This window comes from Thermobifida cellulosilytica TB100 (assembly GCF_001517975.1).
In the GTDB taxonomy this organism is placed as follows: Bacteria; Actinomycetota; Actinomycetes; order Streptosporangiales; family Streptosporangiaceae; genus Thermobifida; species Thermobifida cellulosilytica.
Window position 1 is genome coordinate 29122 of sequence record NZ_KQ950188.1, and the last position, 21823, is coordinate 50944.

A 21823-nucleotide genomic window follows, 5' to 3' on the forward strand; every position below is an offset into this window, starting at 1 on the left:
GCGCGCAGCAGCGCCGCGGCGTCGGCGGGCGTGCTGGGCGCCACGACCTTCAGGCCCGGCACGAACGCGTAGTACAGCTCGATGTTCTGCGAGTGGGTGGCGCCGAGCTGCTGGCCGCCGCCGCCCGGGGTGCGGATCACCATCGGCACGCTGTTCTGGCCGCCGAACATGCCGTAGATCTTCGCGGCGTGGTTGACGATCTGGTCCAGCGCGAGCAGGGAGAAGTTGATCGTCATGACTTCGACGACCGGGCGCAGGCCGAGCATGGCGGCGCCCACGGCCGCGCCGACGAACCCCTCCTCGGCGATCGGGGTGTCGCGTACGCGCCGCTCCCCGAACTCCTTGAGCAGGCCTTCGGTGATCTTGTAGGAGCCCTCGAAGACACCGATCTCCTCACCCATGAGGAAGACGTTCTCGTCGCGGTGCATCTCGGCACGCAGGGTGTCGCGCAGGGCCTGGCGGTAGGTGATGACGGGCATGGGGAGAGTCGCTCCTTGTCTACTCGGCGAACACCGGGTCGGCGGGCATCCGGCGCGACTCGTTGGCCACCGGGGTGGCGTAGGTGTAGTCGAACAGCGTGGACACGTCGGGGTGCGGGCTGTTCTCCGCGAAGTCGGCCGCGTCGGCGACCTCGGCCTTGACCGATTCGGCGATCTCCTGCTTGATCTCCTCGGTGAGGATGCCCGCCTCGGTCAGGCGCGCCTCGAAGGCGGCCACCGGGTCGTTGGCGAGCGCCTCCTCGGCCTGCTCCTTGGTGCGGTACTTGGCCGGGTCCACCACGGAGTGGCCCTTCATCCGGTAGCTGAACGCCTCCAGCAGGAACGGCCGCTGCTCGCTGCGGGCGCGCTCCACCAGCGTGGTGGCGGCGTCGCGGACGGCGAGCACGTCCCGTCCGTCGACGCGCACGCCCTCGATGCGGTAGGCGGAGCCGCGCTTGTACAGCTCCGGCTCGGCCGAGGACTTCTCGACCGTGGTGCCCATGCCGGTGAAGTTGTTGATCACCACGAAGACCACGGGCAGGTTCCACAGGCTGGCGATGTTCAGCGACTCGTGGAACGCGCCGATGTTGGTGGTGCCGTCGCCCATCTGGCACATGACGATCTCGTCGCCGCCCCGGTAGGTGATGGCCAGGGCCGCGCCCACGGCCAGCGGCAGTTGGCCGCCGACGATGCCGTAGCCGCCCAGCAGGCGGGACTCGGTGTCGAACATGTGCATGGAGCCGCCCCAGCCCTTGGACACGCCGGTGGAGCGGCCGTACAGCTCGGCCATCACCCGGCGCGGGTGGATGCCCTTGGCGATGGCGTAGCCGTGCTCGCGGTAGTTGGTGAACAGGTAGTCGCGTTCCTGCAACGCGGTCATGAGACCGACGACGGTGGCTTCCTCGCCGAGGTTGAGGTGGCAGTAGCCACCGATGCGCGCCTGCGTGTACGCCTGTGCGGTGCGCTCCTCGAAGCGGCGGATGAACAGCATCTGCCGGTAGTAGTCGAGGAGGACCTTGGGTTGCTCGCCGCTGAGGTCGGGACCGGCGTTGTTACGGGCCGCGCGGCGGCGGGAACCGGTCTTGCCGGTCGCCTTCGGCTTGGCCGTGTCAGCCATGTCGATGCCTTTCTGTGTGCGAAAGGACCCGCGTCGGGTGGATGACCTCCACGGGTCGGGCCGTACCGCGGACGGAGCACGGTACGACAGGTGCGCTACCCACCGGGCTCAACAGTGGTGCGCCGAGGTGGCTGGTTCTCCGTCCTTCGGGGTCTGTGGCTGGTGTGACATACGTCGCGCCCACTCTATGTACTGATCGATGATCGATCAATACGACTTTACGGGCGATCGGCTGTTTTCGCAGATTGCGGACAAACTTCCGGGAGGAGGCCGCTCACTGGGCGGAGTCGTGCGAACGCAGCGCCGCCTGCACGTAGTTGAGCACGTGGTCGCTGAGCATCTGCCCGACGTGCGGGTCGCGGTTGCGGAACGCCTCGGTGATCGCTCGGTGGTCGGCCGCCTTGGCGTGCAGCTCCATGTTGAGCCAGCGCACCGACAGCGCCGTCCACACCTCCACGCCCAGCGACTCCCAGGTGTGCAGCAGCACGCTGTTGCGGGCGGCGCGCACGATCTCGCGGTGGAACTCGACGCTGTGCTTGATCTCACCGTCCACGTCCCCGGCGGCGGTGGCCCGGCGCAGCGCCTCCACCTCGCGCTCCAGCGGCCGGATGTCCTCGGCCAGGCGGGGTGCGGCCAGGCGCGCCGCCACCAGTTCCAGCCCGGCGCGCACCGGGTAGATCTCGGCCATGTCCGCGACGCCGAAGTCACGGACCCGCGCGCCCTTGTTGGGCACCGACTCGATCAGCCGCAGCGCCTCCAGTTCGCGCAGCGCCTCGCGGACCGGGGCCTGGCTGACGTTGAGCTCGGCGGCCACCCGCCGCTCCACGATCCGCTCCCCCGGTTTCCACCGGCCCGACAGCAGACCGTCGACCAGGACGCGCCGGATCTGCTCGCGCAGCGGATTGCGAGCCAGACGGGAGGCGTCCCCCGGTTTCTGGGAAAGTTCGACCATCGACGGCCTCTTTCTGCTTGTGGGTGGGCGACGGCCGGGCGGGCTGATCAAGCGTGCCATACCGGATTTCGGTCACCCCTCACGATCCCCCGCGGTCCACCGAATGCACGCGCCACGGCGCCTTTGCCTCACAAAACGCTCACACCTGGGTCTCGCCCACGTGAACGCAGCCCCCCACGCCACCCTGCTCCAGGGGATAACCCGAGGTGGGACCGATCGTAACCAAGAGGTGTCAGAGCCTCTTGACAGAGCCGCCGGGTATGCTCATCTGTCGGACATGTTCTGATCACCGGCCGCGTCCGTGCGGGTTACCGTTGCGGGGCGGCCGTGTCCGCGTGTCGTCGGCGGCTCTGCACCCCCGCATCCGCCGCCGGTAGCGGGCGCGGTCAGGACACCGTCCGCCAAGAGGCCGGTCCCCCCTGACCGGTCCATGCGCACGCGGTTGAAGGACGTGTGCGCATCCCTGCGACCCCGAGGACCTTCAGCGGCCAGCCATCCCCTTGCACAACCGTGCCGCAGGCCAGCCCACACCCGTGAGACAGCACTGAGCACATGATGCACACATCGCGGATCCGGCCGAGACCGCGCTATCCAGCCGGGAGTCCCTTCTCTGCCCGTAAGCGACATGACGGCGTCGACCACGGCCCCCGAGTGGGAGGCACCATGACCCGCCCGGCCGAACCGAGGCGGTCCGACGTCGTGACATGGCCCAGTGCGAGCGAGATCGCCTGGGGACTGGCATCGGACAAGATCGCGATCCTGCTGATAGTGGTCCTGGTCACGCTGACTGTCCTGTCCGCAGGCGCACTGCAGCCGATCGACGTCATGATCAACACGCTGCCGCGTCCGTTTGAGGACCAGATAAGGACGTTTCTCATCTTATGGCCAGACACGGTCGCTTCGCGAGCCGTGGCCCTGCCCGTTCTGGCGGTCGTCGCCCTGCACCTGGCGTACTGGCACCGGTCCTGGCGTCCTGTGGTGCTCGCCACAGGCGGCGTCTTCGGCATGATCTGCCTGGTGGCGAGCATGAAACTGATCCTGGGACGCTCGCATCCGCGCACCAACGACCCCTCGTTCTTCACCGACGGCGGCGTCTCGTTCCCCTCCGGACACGGCGCGAACGCCATCCTCATCTACGGCCTCGTGCTCTTCCTCATCGTGCGCTACCAGGCGGTGCGGCCGCACATCGTGCCGCGCCTGGCCTACTGCATCGCGGGCATCGCCTTCCTCCAGGCCGTGGTCTCGATCTACCTGCACTTCCACTGGTTCAGCGACCTGGCGACCGGCATGATCGCGGGCGCCTTCGCGCTGCGGCTGACCATGAAACTGGACGAGATGATCCCCGAGGGGCGCACCGCGAACTGGTGGCCCTTCCGCGGCGGCTCCTGGCCGCTGTTCCCCTCCCGACGGCTCTGAGCCGGCCCTCCTGACCCCCGGTGCCCCCGGCGGCGCGGACCGCGCCGCCGGGGGCACCGCCGTCTCCGCCCCTCCGCCCCTCCCGCGCCCCGGACCCCAAGAAAAAGGGATTGACGGGACAGAGAATTCCCCGCACCGCGGCGGCGGGCGGACAGCAATTGCGGAAATCCTTTCCCCGGTGTTCCCCACAAATGGGGAAAGGGATTGCGAAGAGCGCAGGACAGCGGCGTGTCCCCGCTGTTCCCCCAAAAGCGGGGATATTCCTTCTCTCCCTTTTCCTGTTCTCCTTCTCCCAGGTCCGCAGGGATGCGCTGAGGAGAAGGGGCCGGGTTTTCCCGAAAAGGTCTCCGGAGCGAGCGGACCCGCGTCGGTGGCGGGCTGACCACCACGGACGCCATCCCCGCTGAGGAGAGGTCCGCACCAGCAGTTCCACAACGACCCGGTCGCCGAAGACCGGGAGAGGAATTCCCCAAAAAAGGGGAGAGCGGAGGACGGGAGAACCGCCTCCCCGAAACCGCAGGAGAAGAACGGCGACCATGACCGCACGAAACCGATGGCATTCCGCTTCCGTTTGGAGACGCTCCGAAAACCCCAGAAAAGGGGATTGCCCTGCACCGGACACGACGGCGGGATCGGCGCGTACGGGTCCTCCGGCGCGCGGGCCGCAGGCCACGGGGGCCGTACCGCCGCGCGGCGGCCGACCCGTCCGAGAGCGCACTGGTGCCACCAGGCGTTCCACCCGCACCCCAGGAGGAGACCATGTCCCTTCCCACAGGCGACGGATCCTTCACCGACTACTACGCCCTGCTCGGAGTCGACCCGGACGCGGACCGGGCGGTGCTGGAGAAGCGCATCAAGGAGGAGCAGCGCAAGTGGCGCCCCCGCACCGCGCTGCCCGAACTGGGGCGGCGCCAGGAGGCCGAGCAGCGCATGGCGCTGCTCGCCGAGGCCCGCGGGGTCCTCCTCGACGACGGGAAGCGGGCCGCCTACGACCGCACCCGGGCCGCCCGGGCGCAGCGCCGGCCGACGGCTGCGGGCACCGCCACGGGCGACGTCGGCACCCTGCTGGAGCGCGCCGAACGGGCCCTGGCGATCAACGACTACCGCACGGCCGCGTTCTTCGCGGAGGAGGCCGCCCGCACCGCCGCCTCGCCGCGGGCCTGGAACCTGCGGGCCCGCGCCTACGCGGGACAGGACGACCACCAGCGCGCGGTGGTGGCCGCCCAGGAGGCGGTCAACATGGAACCGGGCAACCCGATGTACCACATCGACCTGGGCATCATCCACCAGGCTCTGGACGAGCCGGACAGCGCGGTCGCGGCCTTCGAGCAGGCCGCCGAGCTCGCCCCCGAGGACCTCGGCCCGCGGCTGCTCATCGCCGACCTCCACCTGAGCGGCGGACGGTACCAGGAGGCCGTCGCCCTGCTGGAGCAGGTGCACCGCGAGCACCCCGACGACCGGGACACGCGGAACATGCTCGCCGCCGCCCTGCACGACAGGGCGCAGGCGATCCCCGCGGACCGCACCGAGACCGTCTACGCCATCACCGCCAAGCAGGAGATCGCCGAGATGCGCCCCCTGCTGGACCGCGCCGCCTCCCTCGTCGTCGACGACCCCGAGCTGAGCGCCGTCATCGACGAGACGCGGGAGTACGTCGCGCAGCAGGAGCAGAAGGTCTTCGACTTCCGCGCACTCTTCAGGATCCCGGTCGCCGAAGGCCCGGCGGGGTGCCTGGTCGTCTCCTTCCTCGTGCTGCTCTTCCTCAGCCCGGCCCTCACCGCCGTGGCCACGGTGACGGCCTTCTCCGACGGTGTCTTCGACATGGGCTTCGTCCTGCTGCTCGTCACCGCGCTGCTCTGCTGGGGCTGGTGGTCCTCCCTGGTGGTGCCGCGCTGGAAGCAGAACCGGCGCGCGAGCAGGTACACGGGCGGCCTCTCCCGCTAGCCGACCAGCCCGGCCACCCCTCCTCTCCCGAAAGGCGACCGATGAGCAACAGCGACTCCCCCGTCCTCGGCATCGACCTGGGCACCACCAACTCCGTCGTCGCGGTCCTCGACGCCACGGGCCGCCCCGAGGTGGTGCGCAACTCCCAGGGCAGCAACACCACCCCCTCCGTCGTGTTCTTCCGCGGCTCCACGGTCCTCGTGGGCGCCCCCGCCAAGCAGCAGCGCGGCCTGGGCGGGGCCGACGTCGTGGAGAACGTGAAGCGGCACATGGCCGACCCCGCCTGGCGGCACGTCACCGCCGCCGGGGAGGAGTACACCCCCGAGCAGGTCTCCGCCTTCGTCCTCAAGAAGCTGCGCGAGGACGCCTCCCGCGCCCTCGGCGTCGAGGCGACCCGCGCGGTCATCACCGTCCCCGCCTACTTCGACGACCCGCGCCGCCAGGCCACCCGCGACGCGGGCGAGATCGCGGGCCTGGAGGTCGTCAACATCATCAGCGAGCCCACCGCCGCCGCCCTCGCCTACGGGCTGCGGGAGGCCGAGGCGGGCAACGTCCTCGTCTACGACCTGGGCGGCGGCACCTTCGACGTCACCGTCCTGAGGATCACCGACGGCTCCTTCGACGTCGTCGCCACCGCCGGGGACCGCGAACTGGGCGGCGTCAACTTCGACGAGCGCCTCATGAACTGGGTGAACAACCAGGTCGAGGCGGCCGGCGCGGAGGACCTCTACGAGGGCGACCCGCGCGTCCTGGGCATCCTGCGGGAGCAGTGCGAGACCGCCAAGCACACCCTGAGCAGCGTCGGGGAGGCCGAGATCTTCATCGACACCTCCCAGGGCCCCATGGACTTCACCGTCACCCGGGAGAACTTCGAGAAGCTCACCGAGGACCTGCTCCAGCGCACCGCGGACCTCGTCGAGGAGGTCATGGAGATCGCCGAGGAGAAGGCCGGGATCACCATGGCCGACCTCGACCGGGTGCTCCTGGTCGGCGGCTCCACCCGGATGCCCGTGGTCAGGCGGATGCTCACCGAGCTCACCGGGATCCGGCCCAGCGAGGAGCTGCACCCGGACGAGGCCGTGGCGCTCGGCGCGGCCGTCCAGGGCGAGCTCGTCGACGCGCGGACCGCCGGGCGCTCCTCCGCGGTCGGCGACCGAGAGGTCAGCGACGTCACCGCGCACGGCCTGGGCGTGCTCACCCTGGACGAGGACGAGAAACGGCTCGTCAACACCGTGGTCCTGCCCGCGCAGAGCAAGATCCCCGGGCAGAGCTCCCAGACCTTCTACACGGTGAGCGACAACCAGACCACGATCGACCTCCAGGTGACGCTCGGCGACGACACCGACCCCGAGTACGTCCAGGTCATCACCGAGAACAAGCAGGGCGTGCCCATCCGCATCCCGCCCTATCCCAAGAACTCCCCGGTGCGGATCACCATCTCCTACGACATCGACGGCATCGTGCAGGTCGAGGTGTTCGACCTGGTCGCCGACAGGTCCCTGGGAATGGTCGAGATCGAGCGGGCCCTCAACCTCTCCCGGGACGAGGTCTCGGCCATGTCCGTCCAACTGGCCCGGAAGAAGGTGCGATGACCTCCCCCCGACCGACCGAGCCCGCCGCCGGGCAGAGCACGGACCGCGCCGAACCGCTGCCCGGGCTGGCCGAACTCGCCGAACAGGTGCGCGCGCTCAACGAGCGGTTCGACCGCAAGATCCTCGACGACCGGGACAAGCGCCGCCTCATCGAGCACCTCCACGACCGGGCCCGCGCCGCCGAGCAGGGCCAGGCGTGGGAGTACCTGCACCCCCTCGTCCACCGGGTGGTCATGGTCCTCGACCGGTTCGACCGGTACCTGAGCATGGCCGCCGACCCGCCCACCCCCGAGGCCAGGGAGCAGGTCCGGTTCGTCGAGTCGGTGCGCGCCGAACTCCTCTCCGCCCTGCAGCAGCACCGGGTCACCCTCATCCCCGCCTCCGGCCCGGTCGACCCGGAACTGCACGAGGTGGTGCAGCGGCACGGCCCGGTCCCCGAGCACGCCGACGCGCCGCCGCACATCGTCGCGCTGGTGCGCAACGGCTACCGCTACGGGGACCGGGTGTTCCGCCCCGCCCGGGTGGTCGCGGGCCACCCGGAACCGGAGGAGCCGACCCTTGGCTGAGCGGCCGTCGGCCGCCCCGCAGGCCGGGGCCGACCTGCGCCCGCTGCGGCCGGACGACCCCAGGAGCGTCGGCCCGTACACGCTGCTCGGGCGGATCGGCGCCGGAGGCATGGGGGTGGTCTACGGGGCGCGGCGGGACGGGGAGCCGGACACCCTGGTCGCGGTCAAGGTCATGAACGCCCCGCACCCGGGCGACGCCGGCCGGGCGGACCGGGTGCGGTTCTTCGAGGAGACCGCGCTCATCCAGCGGGTGGACGCCGCCTGCACCCCCCGCATCTTCGAGAGGGGCTACGGCCGCCGCCCGTGGATGGCCATGGAGTACGTGCCGGGACCCACCCTGTACCGGTACGTCACCGGGGAACGGCCGCTCCGCGGCGACCAGTTGCTCGCCTTCGGGCTGGGCACCGCCGAGGCCCTGGCGGCCATCCACCGCGCCGGGGTGGTCCACCTCGACCTCAAGCCCGGCAACATCATCCTCAACGACCGCTCCCCCAGGGTGCTGGACTTCGGCCTGGCCCGCGCCCTGGACACCGGGGCGGCCCGCAGCCAGGGCCTGGCCGGAACCCCCGGCTACATCGCCCCCGAGCAGGCGTCCGGCGTCCTCGGGCCGCCCGCCGACGTGTTCGCCTGGGGCGCGGTCATGGCGTTCGCCGCCACCGGGCGCAACCCTTTCGAACGGCCGGAGGACCGCGCCCCGGCCGACGCGGAGGAGCGGCGCCGAAGGCAGCGGGAGCGGCTGTGGACGCTGCTGGAGCGCGCCCGGCGCGGCGAGTACGACCTGCGCCGACTGCCCGACGGGCTGCGGGAGGTCGTCGCGCGGGCGCTGTCGCCGCACCCCGGGGACCGGCCCACCGCCGCGCAACTGCTCCGCTTCTTCATCGACCGGCTGGAGGAGCCCGGCACGGCGGGCGGGGAAGGCAGCACCCGCGACACCACCGTCCGCCTGCTCGACCAGAGATGGCAGCTCCCCGGGCAGGAAGCCGCACCGGCCGGGTACGGGCCCCCCGCGCCCTCCAGGACCCCGGACCGGCGCCCGGGGCGGCACGGCCGCTCCGGCGACGCGCTGGTCTTCGCGGGAGAGCCGTTCACCGACCCGGGGCGGCTCGCCGCCGCCCTGGCCGAACGGCACACCCAGGCCGAGGAGTGGCTGCGCGGCGGCGGCGCGGCACGGCTCAGGCGCTGGCTCGACGGCCGGGAGGGCTACGGGGCCGTCCGCGGCGAGCTGGAGGCGGCCGCGACCGGGAGGAGCGCCGCGCAGCGGGCGATCACCGTGTTCGCCGCGGTCGCCCGCCCCGCCTCCGTGCCCCGCTACCGGGGCGTGGCGGTCGACGCCGACGGACTGGCCAGGATCGCGCGGGAGGGCCCCGGGGGAGCCGACCGCGCCGTGCTGGCCGAGGTGTTCGACCGGGGGGTGGCGGCGGCCCTGGGACGCTGCGGCGACCCGCGGCTGAGGCGGCTGGCCGCGCGGGTGCCCGCGGTGGCGCAGACCGCACTGGACCGACTGGCGCGACTGGGACGGCACACCACCGCCGAGCACCGCCGCCGCGCCCGCGAACTGGCCGTGCTGCACCTGCTGGGGGAGCCGCTGCCCGAACCGGAGCCGCCCGGCGGCCCCGACACGGGGATGCGGCGGCTGCGCGCCGACGTCCGCCACGGCGACAGCGACGACGTGCGCGACGCGGCCGCCGTCGCCCTGGCCCTCTACCCGTCGACCCGGCCCCGCCGGGACGCTCCGGGACCGGAGCCGACGCGGCCGCTCCCCCCGCCCCCGGGAAGCGGCCGGACCCGCGCGGCCGCACAGCCCCGGGGCCGCGCCCCCGCCCGGCTGTTCGCCTCCCCCCGGCAGCTCGCGGCCGGGCTGCTCCCGCGCGTCGCGGCCTTCGCCACGGCCTGTCTCTCCTGGCCGCTGCTCGCGCTCGGCGTCGGCATGGTCGCCCGGACCGTGGGTCGGCCCTACGTCCACGCCACCGCCGACCTGGTCGGGCGCGGGTACGGCACGGCCGCCGCCGAGCGGGCCGCCGACCTCGTCCTGGTGCTGCTGGCGTGCGCGGCCGGGCTGCTGGTCCTGCGGGTGGACCTGCTGCGCTGGGCCGGGCTGGCCGGAGGCCTCGCGGCGGCGCTGCTCGCCCTGCCCGCCGTGCCCTTCCCCGGGCTGTGGGAGTCCGGCCCGCTGCACGACCTGCTGGCCTCGATGGGCGGGTGGTGGGGGAGCGCCGTCGCCTGGGGCGGCCTCCTCTACGCCGGAGGCGCGGGAGCCGCGGCGGTCCGGCTGTGGTGGACGCTGCACCGGGCGGCGCGGCCGCGGCCGGGGCGGGGTGACTCCGGCGCCGTCCTGTCCGAGAGGGACCGGTGAGGGCGGAAGGGGGACCCGATGGCAAGAGCCGTGAGCGTCGGCGGCCGCGCTCCTGCCCGGACCGCGGCGGACGGCCGGGCACCGGTCCGCCCGGCACACAGCACCGGACAGGCCGACCCCGGGCACGGCCGGTGATCCCGGCGGCCGGAGCGGGACGGGAACCGGTCCCGCAGCGGTTTCCGCCCGTCGACACGCCGTCTTCTGGGAGAATCGGGCCATGACCGACGTTGCGGACTCCTCCCCCACCCGCGTCACCGTCACCGCGCCGGACGGGACCGAACGCGAGCTCACCCCCGGCATGCGGGTCACGTTCGGCCGGGGCCGCGCCGCCGACATCCGGGTCCTGCCCGAGGAGCGGAGCCTGTCGCGGATCGCCGGAGAGATCATCGTCGAGTCCGCGGGCGTGCGGGTGGTCAACCTGAGCCGGACCCACTCCCTGAAGGTCGTCACGGACACCGGGGACAGCAGCACCCTGGCGCAGGCCAGGGAGGGGATGTCCACCGCCTCGGTCGTCGTCAGCTCCGGGACGGCGGCGGTGGGCTCCGCCGGCATGCACCGCAGCGGCCAGACCGTCCGGATCACCGTGCCCGGCCGGTGGGACGGCGCCGACCGCCCCCTCCGCCCGTCGCCCGTCGAGGAGCCGTCCACGGTGGGGCCCGACGGGCTCGCCCCGAACACCAAGTACTTCGTCGTCGCGCTGGCCCTGTGCCGGGACCGGCTGGAGAACCCCGGGCAGGGCGGGACCAACCCCACCGCCAAGGAGATCACGCTGCGCGCCCTCAAGATGGTCCACGCCTGGCACCTCGTGCGCGCGATCGAGTCCGGCGACGACGCCGTGCAGGCACGCTTCACCCAGCAGATCCAGGAGCACCTCAAGTACCTCAAGGAGCGGGTCGAGGGCACCGGCCAGCTTCCCAGGGGGACCCGGATCACCAAGCCGGTCCTGGAAGCCGCCCTGGTGGACCTCGGGATCGTCCGCCCCGAACACCTGGAACTGCTCGAGGACCCCGACTGGTTGGCCCACCAGGAGCAGTTGTGGTGGGGCGACGACGAGGGGCGGCGCAGGACGAGGAGGGCCGCGGGCGGGTGAGCCCCGCGCCCGGCCGCGCCGGTCCGGGCGGAACGCCGGTCAGTCCGCGGGCAGCGGCACCTGCCAGCGCAACTGGGTGCCCCCCTCGGGGCGGCGCAGCGCCTCGAAGGAGCCGCCCAGCGCCTCGGCGCGTTCGGCGAGGTTGCGCAGGCCGCTGCGGCGGCCCTGCTCGGGCAGCCCCACCCCGTCGTCGGTCACGGTGAGGGTCACCTGCGAGTCCACGTGTACGGTGATGTCGGCGCGGGAGGCGTGGGCGTGCCGCGCGATGTTCGACAGCGCCTCCCGCAGCACGGCCAGCACGTGCTCGGCCACCGAGTCCGGCACCGCGCTGTCGATGGGACCGTCCAGGCGCAGCCCCGCCGAGAAGCCCAGCGACTCGGTGGCGGCGTTGACCACGTCGAGGATCTGGTTGCGCAGCCAGGTGCGCCCGTTGTCGGCGCTGTGCTGCAACGCGAAGATGGTGGAGCGGATCTGCCGGATGGTGTCGTCGAGGTCGTCGACCGCCCGGCGCACCCGCTGCGCCGCGCCCTCGTCCTCGATCCGGCGGACCGAGCTCATCAGCGACATCGCGATCGCGAACAGCCGCTGGATGACGATGTCGTGCAGGTCCTTGGCGATGCGGTCGCGGTCCTCCAGCACGATGAGCCGCTCGGCGTCGCGGCGCGCCTCGGCCAGCTCCAGGGTGACCGCCGCGTGCCCGGCGAAGGCGTGCAGCATGTGCACGGTCTCCACGGGGAAGGGGAGACGGCCGATGCGGTTGCCGAGGATCAGCACACCCCGGCGGGAGTCCGGGGCGCCCAGCGGCAGCAGCAGGACCGGGCCGATGTCCAACCCGTCCAGCAGGTGCGCGGGCTCCTCCGACTCGCGGCTCAGATCGGTGATGACCGGGTCGGCGCCGCGGAAGGCGCGGCCGGACAGCGACCCCTCCATCGCGGTGGACCGGCCGCGGATCCGGGACGCGTCGGGGCCGTCGGCGACCCGGACCACCAGCGCCTGGCCGTCCCGGTCCGGGGTGGCGATGGCCACGATGTCGGCGTCGGCCATGCTGCGCGCCCGCTCGGCGACCAGGTGCAGCACCTCGTGGGGCGCGGCGCCGGACAGCAGGCGGGTGGTGATCTCGTCGGAGGCGACCAGCCACGTCTCGCGGCGGCGGGTCTCCTCGTACAGGCGGGCGTTCTCGATGGCGATCCCGGCCGCGGTGGCCAGCGCGGTGACGATCGCCTCGTCCTCCTCGTCGAAGGCTGTGCGGTTGGCCTTCTCGGTCAGGTAGAGGTTGCCGAACACCTCCTCGCGGACCCGGATCGGCACGCCGAGGAAGCTCCGCATCGGCGGATGCCCCTCGGGGAAGCCCGCGGACTCGGGATGCTGGGAGAGGTCCGCCAGACGCAGCGCCTGCGGCTCCTTGGTCAACAGGCCCAGCAGGCCGCGCCCCTCCGGCCAGTGCTCGACGGCGGCGATCTCCTCGTCACCCATGCCGAGGGGGATGAACCGCTCCAGACGGCCCTCGGGGCCGATGACCCCCATGGCCCCGTAGCGGGCGTCCACCAGGTCCATGGCGGTGGACACGATGCGGCGCAGCGTGCTCTCCAGGTCCAGCCCGGTGCCGATCGAGACCACCGCGTCGAGCAGGGAGCGCACTCGGTCGCGGGTGAGCAGGACGGCGTTGATCCGTACCTGGAGTTCGCTGAGCAGCTCGTCCAGGCGCATCTGCGGGAGGAACATGCTGTCGTGTGCGCCGTTCGGGGTGTCGTCGGCCATCGCCTGCCCTCAACTGCCGTGTCCGCTCCGTCGCGGTGGACGGTTTTCCGCCCCTCGGGGCCAGTCTAGGCACGGTACCGCGATACTGACCGCGGGGTAGGAAAAAGGGCGAATCACCCCGCGGTCTCCAGGTGGGAGGCCCTCCCCGCCTCCCGGCTCAGGCCCGTGCGGCGGGCACGAGCGCGAGCGGACCGCGCCGCCGCGCCGCCCGCGCCGGATGCGACACGATCACGACGGGGCAGCGGGCCTCGCGCACGCAGGCCGCCGCGGTCGAACCGAGCGTGGGAGTCTCCAGCGAACGGTGCTCCGGGGTGCCCACCACGAGCAGGTCCGCCTCGGCGGCGGCACGCAGCAGGGCGGGCGCCACCAGGTCGCCGCCGACCACGAACGGGACGATCCGCGGCCAGACGCGTTCCGCCTCCCGCACCGCCCGGTGCAGGTGGCGCACGATCCGGGAGTGGCGGTCGGTCCGCGGCGGCGGAGCACCCGCGTACCCGGGCCGGATGGCCTTCTCCCGGTCGAGGACGTGCACCACCCACAGCTCGCAGTCCCGGGCACGGGCCTCCCCGGCCGCCCACTCCAGGGCAGCCAACGACACGGCCGAGCCGTCGAAGCCGACGACGATCCGGTGGTGCTGTGCTGTCGGAATCATCGAAAAGCCCCCTGTCAGCGGATCTCCCGGTCCACTACCCAACCGGCCGCGCGGGGCACACTCCCGCGGACCATCCGGCAGGATCCCCGGACCGCTCCCGCCGCCGCGGGGCTCACCGCGGCACTTCGGCCCCGCTGAGCTCCAGCTCCGCCAGGTCCGCCACGACCACGTGGGCTCCCCGCGCGCGCAGCCCCCCGCGCCCGCGGACCCGGTCCACCCCCACGACCAGCGCGAAGCCGCCGCGCCGCCCCGCCTCGACCCCGGCAGGCGAGTCCTCCACCACCGCGGCCTCCCCGGGGGCGACCCCCAGGCGGCGGGCCGCCTCCAGGAACAGCGCGGGATCCGGCTTGGCGGGCAGGCCCGACCGGGCCGCGTCGACCCCGTCGACGCGTACGTCGAACAGGTCGGCGACCTGCGCGGACCGCAGCACCGCAGCGCAGTTGCGGCTCGCCGAGACCACCGCGGTGCCCACCCCCCGCTCCCGCAGTCGGCGGACCAGCCGCACCGTGCTCGGATACGCGGTGACGCCGTAGCGGCCCACGTAGTCCCTGAAGTAGCGGTCCTTGCGGTCGCCCAGCGTGGACACGGTGATGACACCGGGCCGGTCGGGCGGCGCGCTCTCGGGCAGGCTCAGGCTGCGCGAGGAGAGGAAGGACCGCACCACCTCGGCGCGCGGCCGGCCGTCGACATGCCTGCGGTAGTCCCGGGCCAGGTCGAACGGCCGGAACCGCGGCCCCCCGGACCGGGACAGGTCGAGCAGGAACTCGTCGAAGGTCCGCTTCCAGGCCGCCGCGTGCACCGACGCGGTGTCGGTGACCACACCGTTCAGGTCCAGGACCACCGCGCGGATCCGGTCGAGGGGGAGGACGCCCCGGATGCTGCCGGTCACCGCCACCACGCTCCCTTGCAGATCGTTCGGTCGAGTACGGTTCGCAGACGGCGCCCGGTCACGGGGGGACGGCGAGCACGGCGGCGCCGTGCACCCGGTCGGCCGCGAGGTCGGCCAGCGCCCGGTCCGCCTGGTCGAACGGGTACGGAGTGGTGGTCACGGCCAGCGGGTGCGCGGCGGCGACCGCGAGGAACTCGCGGGCGTCGGCGCGCGTGTTCGCGGTGACACTGCGCAGGGTGCGCTCCTGGAACAGGTCCCGCTGGTAGTTCAACGCGGGGATGTCGGTGAGGTGGATGCCCGCGACCGCCAGGGTGCCGCCCCGGTCGAGGGCGCGCAGCGCGGTCGGCACCAGGTCGCCGACCGGCGCGAACAGGATCGCCGCGTCCAAGGGCTCGGGCGGGGAGCCGTAGGCGTCGGTGGCGCTGGCACAGCCCAGCTCCAGAGCGAGCTCCCGGGCCTGCGCGGAGCGGGTCATGACGTGCACGGTGGCCCCGCGGGCCAGGGCCACCTGCGCGGCCAGGTGCGCCGACGCGCCGAAGCCGTAGATCCCCAGCACACCGCCCGCGGGCAGGTCAGCACGCTTGAGCGCCCGGTAGCCGATGATCCCGGCGCACAGCAGCGGCGCCGCGGCCTGCGCGGACAGCTCCTCGGCAAGCGGGTGCACGAAACGCTCGTCGGCGGTCAGGTACTCGGCGTAGCCGCCGTCGGCGTCCCACCCGGTGTAGGTGGAGTTCGGGCAGAGGTTCTCCGCGCCGCGCCGACAGTACCGGCACTCGCCGCAGGTGGAGCGGAGCCAGGCGACCCCCACCCGGGCGCCCACGGGCACCTCGCGGGCCTGCGGGCCGCGCTCCACCACCCGCCCGACCACCTCGTGGCCGGGGACCGTGCCCGGCCGCTTCGGCGGCAGGTCGCCCTCGGCGAGGTGCAGGTCGGTACGGCACACCGCGCACGCCTCCACCCGGACCAGCACCTCCCGCCCCGCGGGCCGCGGCACCGGACGGGACACCGCGCGCAGCGGACGCGTGGCGATCGGGCCGGGACGGTCGACGATCCAGGCGGTCATCTCCCGGGCCGGGCTCTCCACGGCTCACCTCCCCCCTGAGCCGGGTACGGAAACGGGGCCATGCGACAACGCCTCACCAGGACTCGCCGCGCCAGTGCACGTACTCGGGGACGACGTCGTCGATCCGCCAGTCCAGGTCGCTGACGACGTCCACCACCCCCTCCAGGTGGCTGACCCGCCGCACCAGGGTCTGGGCCAGGCTGCGCCGCTCCACGGTCCCCCACAGGGTGACCACCCCGTCGTCGACGGAGAGCGCGGGAGGCTCCCCCTTCACCGGCCGGATGGCCGCCACCAGCTCGGCGTGGACCTCCCGGGCCAGGTCCTCGTCGTTGCGCAGGAACACCGTGAGCAGGTCGCGGCGGGTGACCATGCCGACAAGACGGTTGTCCTCGGCCACAACCGGAAGCTGCTTCACCCCGTGCCGCTCCATGATCCGGGCGGCCCGCGCGACGGAGGTGCCGGGGAGGACGGTGATCGCCGGACGGGACATCAACTGGTCGGCGCGGTTGGCGCCGGCCTTCTCCGCGCTGCTGGCCGCGCCCGTGCCGCTGAGCCGGGCGCGCAGGCGGGCGCGCAGCGGCGGCGAGTAGTCGTCGTCGCCGGTGAACTCCTCCTTGTGGATCAGGTCCTCCTCCGACACCACCCCCACGACCCGGCCGTCCCGATCGACCACTGGCAGCGCGCTCACCCGGTGGTTCACCATGGTCCTGACGACGTCCCGGAAACTGGCGTCCTCGGTGGCAGAGGGCGGTTCGACCGTCATGACGTCCCGGACGACAGTGCTGTCCATGCTGCTCGCTTCCCCCCTGGACTCGCGCGGACCGGCCACTCGGCGGAGGGCGGTCCGTCCCGTCGTCGTCCGGGCGCATGCCGCACTCCGGGCCGGGTAGTCCGTTCTCATCGCCCTCTGCCCACCACTCTGCGGTTCACCACACTTTTCTCGGTAGTGCCTTACGTCCCACGAATGGCCGGACCCCCGGACCAGGGCATTCGCGTCAGCAGGACGTTGACGTGGGCGGACGGGACCAGCCGCCGGGAGCGCACGGACCGGCGGCGGCGAAAGGTCGGGGCAGCAGCGGAATTCGGAGGACGGCATGGAACGAACGGTCCTGGTCGGAGTCGACGGATCGGCGGAGGCACTGGAAGCGGTCGCCTGGGCGGCCCGCGAGGCCCACCGCCGCCAGTACCGGCTGGCCCTGGTGAGCGCCTACGTGATGCCCCCGGCGGAGGCCGCGTTCGGGTGGCCCCCCGACGCGATCCGCGAGGACGCCCGCGCCGTGGTGCGCGCCGCCCGGGACCGGGCCCTGGAGACGGCCCCCGGACTGGAGGTCACCGACTCCGTGATCGTGGACTCCCCGGTCTCGGCGCTGCTGCGGCAGGCCCGCGAGGCCGCGATGCTGGTGGTCGGCCTGCGCGGCCGGGGCGGCTTCCCCGGCCTGCGCATCGGCTCCGTCGCCTACCGGGCGGCGGCGCACGCCCCGGTGCCGACCGTGGTGGTCCCCGGCCCGGTCCCGGAGGAGGACACCGAGGTCGTGGTGGGGGTGAGCGGCACCCGCCGCTCCGACCACGTGCTGGCGGAGGCGTTCGAGGCGGCCACCCTGGGCGGCAAACGGCTGCGCGCCGTCCGCGCCTGGGCGGAGCCGATCCTGCCGTCCCCCGGCATGCGGCCGCTGCTGTACGAACCCGAGGCGGTGGAGGCGGTCCAGGCCCGGGAGCTCGCCGAGGCGCTGCAACCCTGGGAGGAGCGCTACCCGGACGTCACCGTCGTCCGCGACGTGGTGGAGGCCCCGCCGGTGGTCGCCCTCGGCGAAGCGGGAGCCACCGCCCGCCTCGTCGTGGTGGGCGCGCGCAGCAGCCGCGGCATCACCCGGCTGGCGCTGGGCCGGGTCGCCCACGGCCTGCTGCACACCGCGACCCGCCCGGTCATGGTGGTCCCGGTCCGGTGACCGGCGGCCCTCCACCGTCCCAGCCGCGGAGGGAAGACCCGATGACCGGTACCTCGGTACGGGAGCGGAAATGGCACACCGTCCCGGTGGGGGAGGTGTTCACCGCCCTGGAGACCTCCCCCGGCGGGCTGACCGACGACGAGGCGCGCCGCCGCCTGGCGCGCCACGGCCCCAACGTGCTGGAGGACAACCCGCCGCCCCCGGCGGTCGTGGTGTTCCTCCGGCAGTTCGCCAGCCTCGTCATCGCCATCCTGCTGTTCGCCCTCGCCCTCACCGTCCTCCTCGGCGAGTGGCTGGACGCGGCGGTCATCGCGGCGGCGCTGCTCGTCAACGCGGTCATCGGGTTCGTCCAGGAACGCCGGGCCGACCGGGCGGTGCGGGCCCTGGCCGACCTGAGCCAGCCGCGCGCCCAGGTCGTCCGGGACGGCCGCCGCCTGGAGGTGGACAGCGCCGACCTGGTCCCCGGCGACGTGGTCCTCGTCGAGTCGGGCAGCCGCGTCCCCGCCGACATCCGCCTGGTGGAGGTGCACGCCCTCGAGATCGACGAGTCGCTGCTGACCGGCGAGTCCGAACCGGCCGTCAAGACCACCGAGACGGCGGACGGCGACGCGGGCCTCGGCGACCGGCCCGGCGTCGGCTACTCGGGCACCCTGGTCGCCAGCGGACGCGGCACCGGCGTCGTGTACGCGACGGGCACCGCCACCCAGCTCGGCGCGATCGCCGGAATGATCAAGGGAGAGCCGGAGACCGCCACCCCGCTCAAGGAGCGGATGGGGCGGCTGTCGCGGGTCATCGCGGCCGCCGCGGTCGGCTCCGCCCTGCTGGTCATGGCCATCGGCCTGCTGCGCGGCGGCGACCCGGTGGAACTGCTGCTGGTGGCGGTGGCCCTCGCGGTCGCCGCGGTCCCCGAGGGCCTGCCGATCGTGCTCACCGTGGCGCTCGCCGTCGGAGTGACCCGCATGGCGCGGCGCAACGCCGTCGTGCGGCGGATGCTCGCCGTGGAGGCGCTGGGCAGCGCCACCGTCATCGGATCCGACAAGACCGGCACGCTCACCGAGAACCGGATGGTGCTGCGGCGGCTGTGGACCCCCGTGCGCGGCGAACTCGGCCCGGCGGCCGTCCGCCCCTACCGGCCCGGCGCCACCGCCGCGGACCCCGAACGCCTCGACCCCTACCTCCTGCTCCTGCTGTGCGGGGCGCTGACCAACGAGGCGGAGACGCGCGCCGAGGACGGCACCTACCTGGACCGCGCCTACGGCGACCCCACCGAGGTGGCGCTGCTCGACGCCGCCCACGACGCGGGACTGCTGCACGCGGCGCGCGACGTGATGTTCCCGAAGACCGCCCAAGTGCACTTCGAGCCCGCCCGCCGCTTCTCGGCCACGGCCCGCCGGTGGGGAGAACGCGAGGTGCTGTTCGTCAAGGGCGCCCCCGAGCGGGTGCTGGCCATGTGCGACGCCCAGGTGGCCGAGTCCGGCACCCAGCCGCTGCGCCCCGCCGAGCTGCACGCGGCGGGGGAGCGGATGGCCGGGGAGGGGCTGCGGCTGCTCGCGCTGGCCATGAGCAGGCCCCACGAGCCGGGGACGGCGCGCATCGACCCGCGCGACCCCACCGGCCTGGTGCTGCTCGGCCTGGTCGGCATCATGGACCCGCCCCGGCAGGGCGTCCGCGAGTCGGTGCGGGCCTGCCGCACGGCGGGCATCCGCGTCGTCATGATCACCGGCGACCACGCCACCACCGCCCGCGCGATCGCCGCGGAACTCGGCATCTGCGAACCGGACGCGCCCGTGCTCACCCACGACGCGATCGCCGCCATGGACGACGCGCAACTGCGTGCCGCGGTCGCGGAGGTCGACGTGTACGCCCGCATCCCGCCCGAGGGCAAGCTGCGCCTGGTGCGCGCCCTGGAGGCCAACGGCGAGGTGGTCGCGGTGACCGGGGACGGCGTCAACGACGCGCCCGCCCTCAAGGCGGCGTCGGTGGGCGTGGCCATGGGCCGCGGTGGCACCGACGTGGCCCGCGAGGCCGCCGACATCGTGCTCGCCGACGACGACTTCACCACGATCGTGCACGCCGTCGAGGAAGGCCGGGTCACCTTCGACAACATCCGGCGCGCCGTGTTCTTCCTGGTGTCCATCGGCGCGGCCATGGTGCTGGCGCTGACCGCGTCGACCCTGCTGGGCTGGCCGCTGCTCATGGTGCCCGCCCAACTGCTGTGGCTGAACCTGGTGACCAGCGGCCTACAGGACATCGCCCTGGTGTTCGAGCGCGCCGAACCGGGCCTGCTGCGCAGGCCGCCGCGGCCGACCGGGGAGGGAGTCCTCTCCCCGCTGCTGTGGCAGCGGATCGGGGTGACCGGCGCGGTGATGGCGGCCGGCACGCTCGCGATGTTCTGGTGGGAGTGGGAGCGCAGCGGGTCGCTGACGGCCGCGCAGACGGTGGCGCTGACGACCATGGTGGTGTTCATGGCCTTCCAGGCGGGCAACGCCCGCTCGGCCACCCGCTCGCTGCTGCGGATGCCGCCCCGGCACAACCCGTTCCTGGCGGTGGCGACACTCGGCGCGTTCGCCCTGCACGTGGCGGCGCTGTACTTCCCGCCCACCCAGGTCCTGCTGCGGGTGGAACCCATGGATCCCGCCGCGTGGTGGCGGCTGGCGGCGGTGGCGGCCGGCGTCCTCGTGGTCGTGGAGATCGAGAAGGCCGTCCGCCGGGCGCTGTCCCCGGCCCGGTGACCCGGGGCGGCGGGGCGGGGGACCGTGCGCTGGGGCCCGCCTGCGCGGGGCACCCTCGACGATCATGGCCCCAGTGACAGAACAGACGCTTGCTCTGTCACTGGGGCCATGGCGGTGAAGCGGCACCGGAGGTCGGCGGCCCGGTCGGGGTGAAGCCAGGCTGCGGCGGGGCCTGCGGTCTTTGGGGCTTGAGGGGAACTGCACGCCGTAGGAGGCGAGCTGGGCAGCGGTGAGGACTGGTCCGGCCAGGACGCGGTTCAGATGACCTCGGTCGCGGCCGGGCTCAGGGCCGCGCTGGCGCTGTAGCCCCCGGCCGGTTCCGTCGAAGAGGAAGATGGCCCGCCCGTCGTGCTGGCGGGCGGGCCATCCCCGAGGCCACGATCCTCCTGGCTTCCTTGGTTGGCGGAGGGCCCACCGGTGGGGTCCTCGTCGACAGGCACGCGGGCCTGTCGGGAGGCCGTCCGTCCTCTTGCTGAACGCGGGTGTGGCTGGGGTATCCGGTGGATCCCTCCCGGGCCGAGGCCGCCTTGGCCCGGGATGGACCGCATGTCTCCCACACGGTGGTGTGGCTTGCTGAGGCCCAGCACTGCCTCGGCACAGGAGGCGGAACAGGTGAACGTGTTGCTGCCGTGCTGCACACCCTCCACCCTCCCGGTCGCGCCCCCGCCCCGGGACGGCCGCCCGGCCCCGTCAGTGCTTCTTCGCGTGGACCACCATCACCGGGCAGTACGCGTGGGTCAGCAGGGTCTGGCTGACCGAGCCGAGCAGCAGGCCGGTGAAGCCGCCGCGGCCGCGGGAGCCGACCACCACGAGGTCGGCGTACTCGGACTCGGCGATCAGCGTCTCGGCGGGGTGCCCGATGAGCACCTCTTCCTCCACGTACACGTCCGGGTGGTGTTCGCGCAGCCCGGCCAGGGACTCCGAGAGGCGGCGGCGGGTCTCCGCGAGGGCCGCCGCGCGGTCCGGGTCGTCCGAGGGCGCGGGGGCCTCCATCGCGGCGAACACCGCGTGCGAGGAGCGGCTCGACACGGCCACCGCGCGCAGGGTCGCCCTGCGCGCGTCGGCCTCCGTGAACGCGCGCTCCGCCGCGGCCAGCGCGGACGGCGAGCCGTCGACGCCCACGACCACGCGGCCGGTCGACGCGCCCAGCTCCCGGTCGGGCACGATGACGACCGGGCAGTCCGCCAGCGCGGCGAGCTGGGTGCCGACCGAGCCGAGCAGCACCGCGCGCAGCCCCGACAGGCCCCGGGAGCCCGCGACGAGCAGGTAGGCGT

General features: G+C 73.5%; 17 protein-coding genes. 8 read left to right on the top strand and 9 right to left on the bottom strand.

The window, feature by feature from the left end:
• The 3 genes from AC529_RS18340 to AC529_RS18350 all read right to left on the bottom strand — a co-directional run.
• On the bottom strand, positions 1-479 hold a 479-nt coding region (locus AC529_RS18340), incomplete at its 3' end, for an alpha-ketoacid dehydrogenase subunit beta (protein ID WP_394326458.1).
• 19 nt (positions 480-498) lie between these two features.
• The gene (pdhA, locus tag AC529_RS18345; RefSeq protein WP_068758602.1) at positions 499-1596 is read right to left on the bottom strand and encodes a pyruvate dehydrogenase (acetyl-transferring) E1 component subunit alpha; all 1098 of its coding nucleotides are present in this window, start codon (positions 1594-1596) and stop codon (positions 499-501) included.
• Between the two features lie 274 nt (positions 1597-1870).
• The gene (locus AC529_RS18350; protein ID WP_068758603.1) at positions 1871-2548 is read right to left on the bottom strand and encodes a GntR family transcriptional regulator; all 678 of its coding nucleotides are present in this window, start codon (positions 2546-2548) and stop codon (positions 1871-1873) included.
• A 663-nt stretch (positions 2549-3211) separates the two neighbouring features.
• Between AC529_RS18350 and AC529_RS18355 the strand changes: the two genes are divergently transcribed.
• From AC529_RS18355 to AC529_RS18380, 6 genes are all read left to right on the top strand, one after another.
• Positions 3212-3964 carry a phosphatase PAP2 family protein gene (locus AC529_RS18355; RefSeq protein ID WP_068758604.1) on the top strand — a complete coding sequence of 251 codons (753 nt, stop codon included), beginning with the start codon at positions 3212-3214 and terminating at the stop codon, positions 3962-3964.
• Between the two features lie 759 nt (positions 3965-4723).
• Positions 4724-5908 carry a tetratricopeptide repeat protein gene (locus AC529_RS18360; RefSeq protein WP_068758605.1) on the top strand — a complete coding sequence of 395 codons (1185 nt, stop codon included), beginning with the start codon at positions 4724-4726 and terminating at the stop codon, positions 5906-5908.
• A 41-nt stretch (positions 5909-5949) separates the two neighbouring features.
• Entirely contained in the window at positions 5950-7500 is a 1551-nt protein-coding gene (locus tag AC529_RS18365) for an Hsp70 family protein (protein WP_068758606.1), read from the top strand.
• Positions 7497-8066 (top strand): nucleotide exchange factor GrpE, encoded by a 570-nt coding sequence (locus tag AC529_RS18370; protein WP_068758607.1) that lies wholly within the window; start codon positions 7497-7499, stop codon positions 8064-8066. The genes AC529_RS18365 and AC529_RS18370 overlap by 4 nt, the downstream gene beginning before the upstream one ends.
• Positions 8059-10419 carry a serine/threonine-protein kinase gene (locus AC529_RS18375; protein WP_068758608.1) on the top strand — a complete coding sequence of 787 codons (2361 nt, stop codon included), beginning with the start codon at positions 8059-8061 and terminating at the stop codon, positions 10417-10419. Before AC529_RS18370 ends, AC529_RS18375 begins: the two co-directional genes overlap by 8 nt.
• 217 nt (positions 10420-10636) lie before the next feature.
• Positions 10637-11509, top strand: a complete 873-nt coding sequence (locus AC529_RS18380; RefSeq protein WP_068758609.1) for an FHA domain-containing protein — start codon at positions 10637-10639, stop codon at positions 11507-11509.
• Positions 11510-11548: 39 nt separating this feature from the next.
• Here AC529_RS18380 and AC529_RS18385 read toward each other — a convergent pair whose 3' ends face one another.
• The 5 genes from AC529_RS18385 to AC529_RS18405 form a co-directional block, all read right to left on the bottom strand.
• Positions 11549-13267 (bottom strand): sensor histidine kinase, encoded by a 1719-nt coding sequence (locus AC529_RS18385; protein ID WP_068758610.1) that lies wholly within the window; start codon positions 13265-13267, stop codon positions 11549-11551.
• A gap of 157 nt (positions 13268-13424) precedes the next feature.
• Positions 13425-13919, bottom strand: a complete 495-nt coding sequence (locus tag AC529_RS18390) for a universal stress protein (RefSeq protein ID WP_068758611.1) — start codon at positions 13917-13919, stop codon at positions 13425-13427.
• 112 nt (positions 13920-14031) lie between these two features.
• Positions 14032-14808, bottom strand: a complete 777-nt coding sequence (locus AC529_RS18395; protein WP_157080276.1) for an HAD family hydrolase — start codon at positions 14806-14808, stop codon at positions 14032-14034.
• Positions 14809-14866: 58 nt separating this feature from the next.
• Complete coding sequence (locus AC529_RS18400) at positions 14867-15892, bottom strand: zinc-dependent alcohol dehydrogenase family protein (protein ID WP_394326459.1); 1026 nt, start codon at positions 15890-15892, stop codon at positions 14867-14869.
• Between the two features lie 52 nt (positions 15893-15944).
• Positions 15945-16661, bottom strand: a complete 717-nt coding sequence (locus AC529_RS18405; protein ID WP_068758613.1) for a CBS domain-containing protein — start codon at positions 16659-16661, stop codon at positions 15945-15947.
• Between the two features lie 304 nt (positions 16662-16965).
• On the opposite strand from AC529_RS18405, the gene AC529_RS18410 reads away from it, so the two are divergent.
• Positions 16966-17817 (top strand): universal stress protein, encoded by an 852-nt coding sequence (locus tag AC529_RS18410; protein WP_068758614.1) that lies wholly within the window; start codon positions 16966-16968, stop codon positions 17815-17817.
• 41 nt (positions 17818-17858) lie between these two features.
• Positions 17859-20549 carry a cation-translocating P-type ATPase gene (locus AC529_RS18415; RefSeq protein ID WP_068758615.1) on the top strand — a complete coding sequence of 897 codons (2691 nt, stop codon included), beginning with the start codon at positions 17859-17861 and terminating at the stop codon, positions 20547-20549.
• A 690-nt stretch (positions 20550-21239) separates the two neighbouring features.
• Here AC529_RS18415 and AC529_RS18420 read toward each other — a convergent pair.
• Positions 21240-21823, bottom strand: a 584-nt coding sequence (locus AC529_RS18420) for a universal stress protein (protein WP_198156485.1), incomplete at its 5' end; no start/stop codon positions are given.

Bases quoted from the DNA above. Each gene is read 5' to 3' on its own strand.
- AC529_RS18355 (WP_068758604.1), top strand. From the start codon at position 3,212: ATGACCCGCCCGGCCGAACCGAGGCGGTCCGACGTCGTGACATGGCCC.
- AC529_RS18365 (WP_068758606.1), top strand. From the start codon at position 5,950: ATGAGCAACAGCGACTCCCCCGTCCTCGGCATCGACCTGGGCACCACC.
- AC529_RS18410 (WP_068758614.1), top strand. From the start codon at position 16,966: ATGGAACGAACGGTCCTGGTCGGAGTCGACGGATCGGCGGAGGCACTG.
- AC529_RS18390 (WP_068758611.1), bottom strand. From the start codon at position 13,919: ATGATTCCGACAGCACAGCACCACCGGATCGTCGTCGGCTTCGACGGC.
- AC529_RS18350 (WP_068758603.1), bottom strand. From the start codon at position 2,548: ATGGTCGAACTTTCCCAGAAACCGGGGGACGCCTCCCGTCTGGCTCGC.
- AC529_RS18415 (WP_068758615.1), top strand. From the start codon at position 17,859: ATGACCGGTACCTCGGTACGGGAGCGGAAATGGCACACCGTCCCGGTG.
- AC529_RS18380 (WP_068758609.1), top strand. From the start codon at position 10,637: ATGACCGACGTTGCGGACTCCTCCCCCACCCGCGTCACCGTCACCGCG.
- AC529_RS18360 (WP_068758605.1), top strand. From the start codon at position 4,724: ATGTCCCTTCCCACAGGCGACGGATCCTTCACCGACTACTACGCCCTG.
- AC529_RS18370 (WP_068758607.1), top strand. From the start codon at position 7,497: ATGACCTCCCCCCGACCGACCGAGCCCGCCGCCGGGCAGAGCACGGAC.
- pdhA (WP_068758602.1), bottom strand. From the start codon at position 1,596: ATGGCTGACACGGCCAAGCCGAAGGCGACCGGCAAGACCGGTTCCCGC.
- AC529_RS18385 (WP_068758610.1), bottom strand. From the start codon at position 13,267: ATGGCCGACGACACCCCGAACGGCGCACACGACAGCATGTTCCTCCCG.
- AC529_RS18405 (WP_068758613.1), bottom strand. From the start codon at position 16,661: ATGGACAGCACTGTCGTCCGGGACGTCATGACGGTCGAACCGCCCTCT.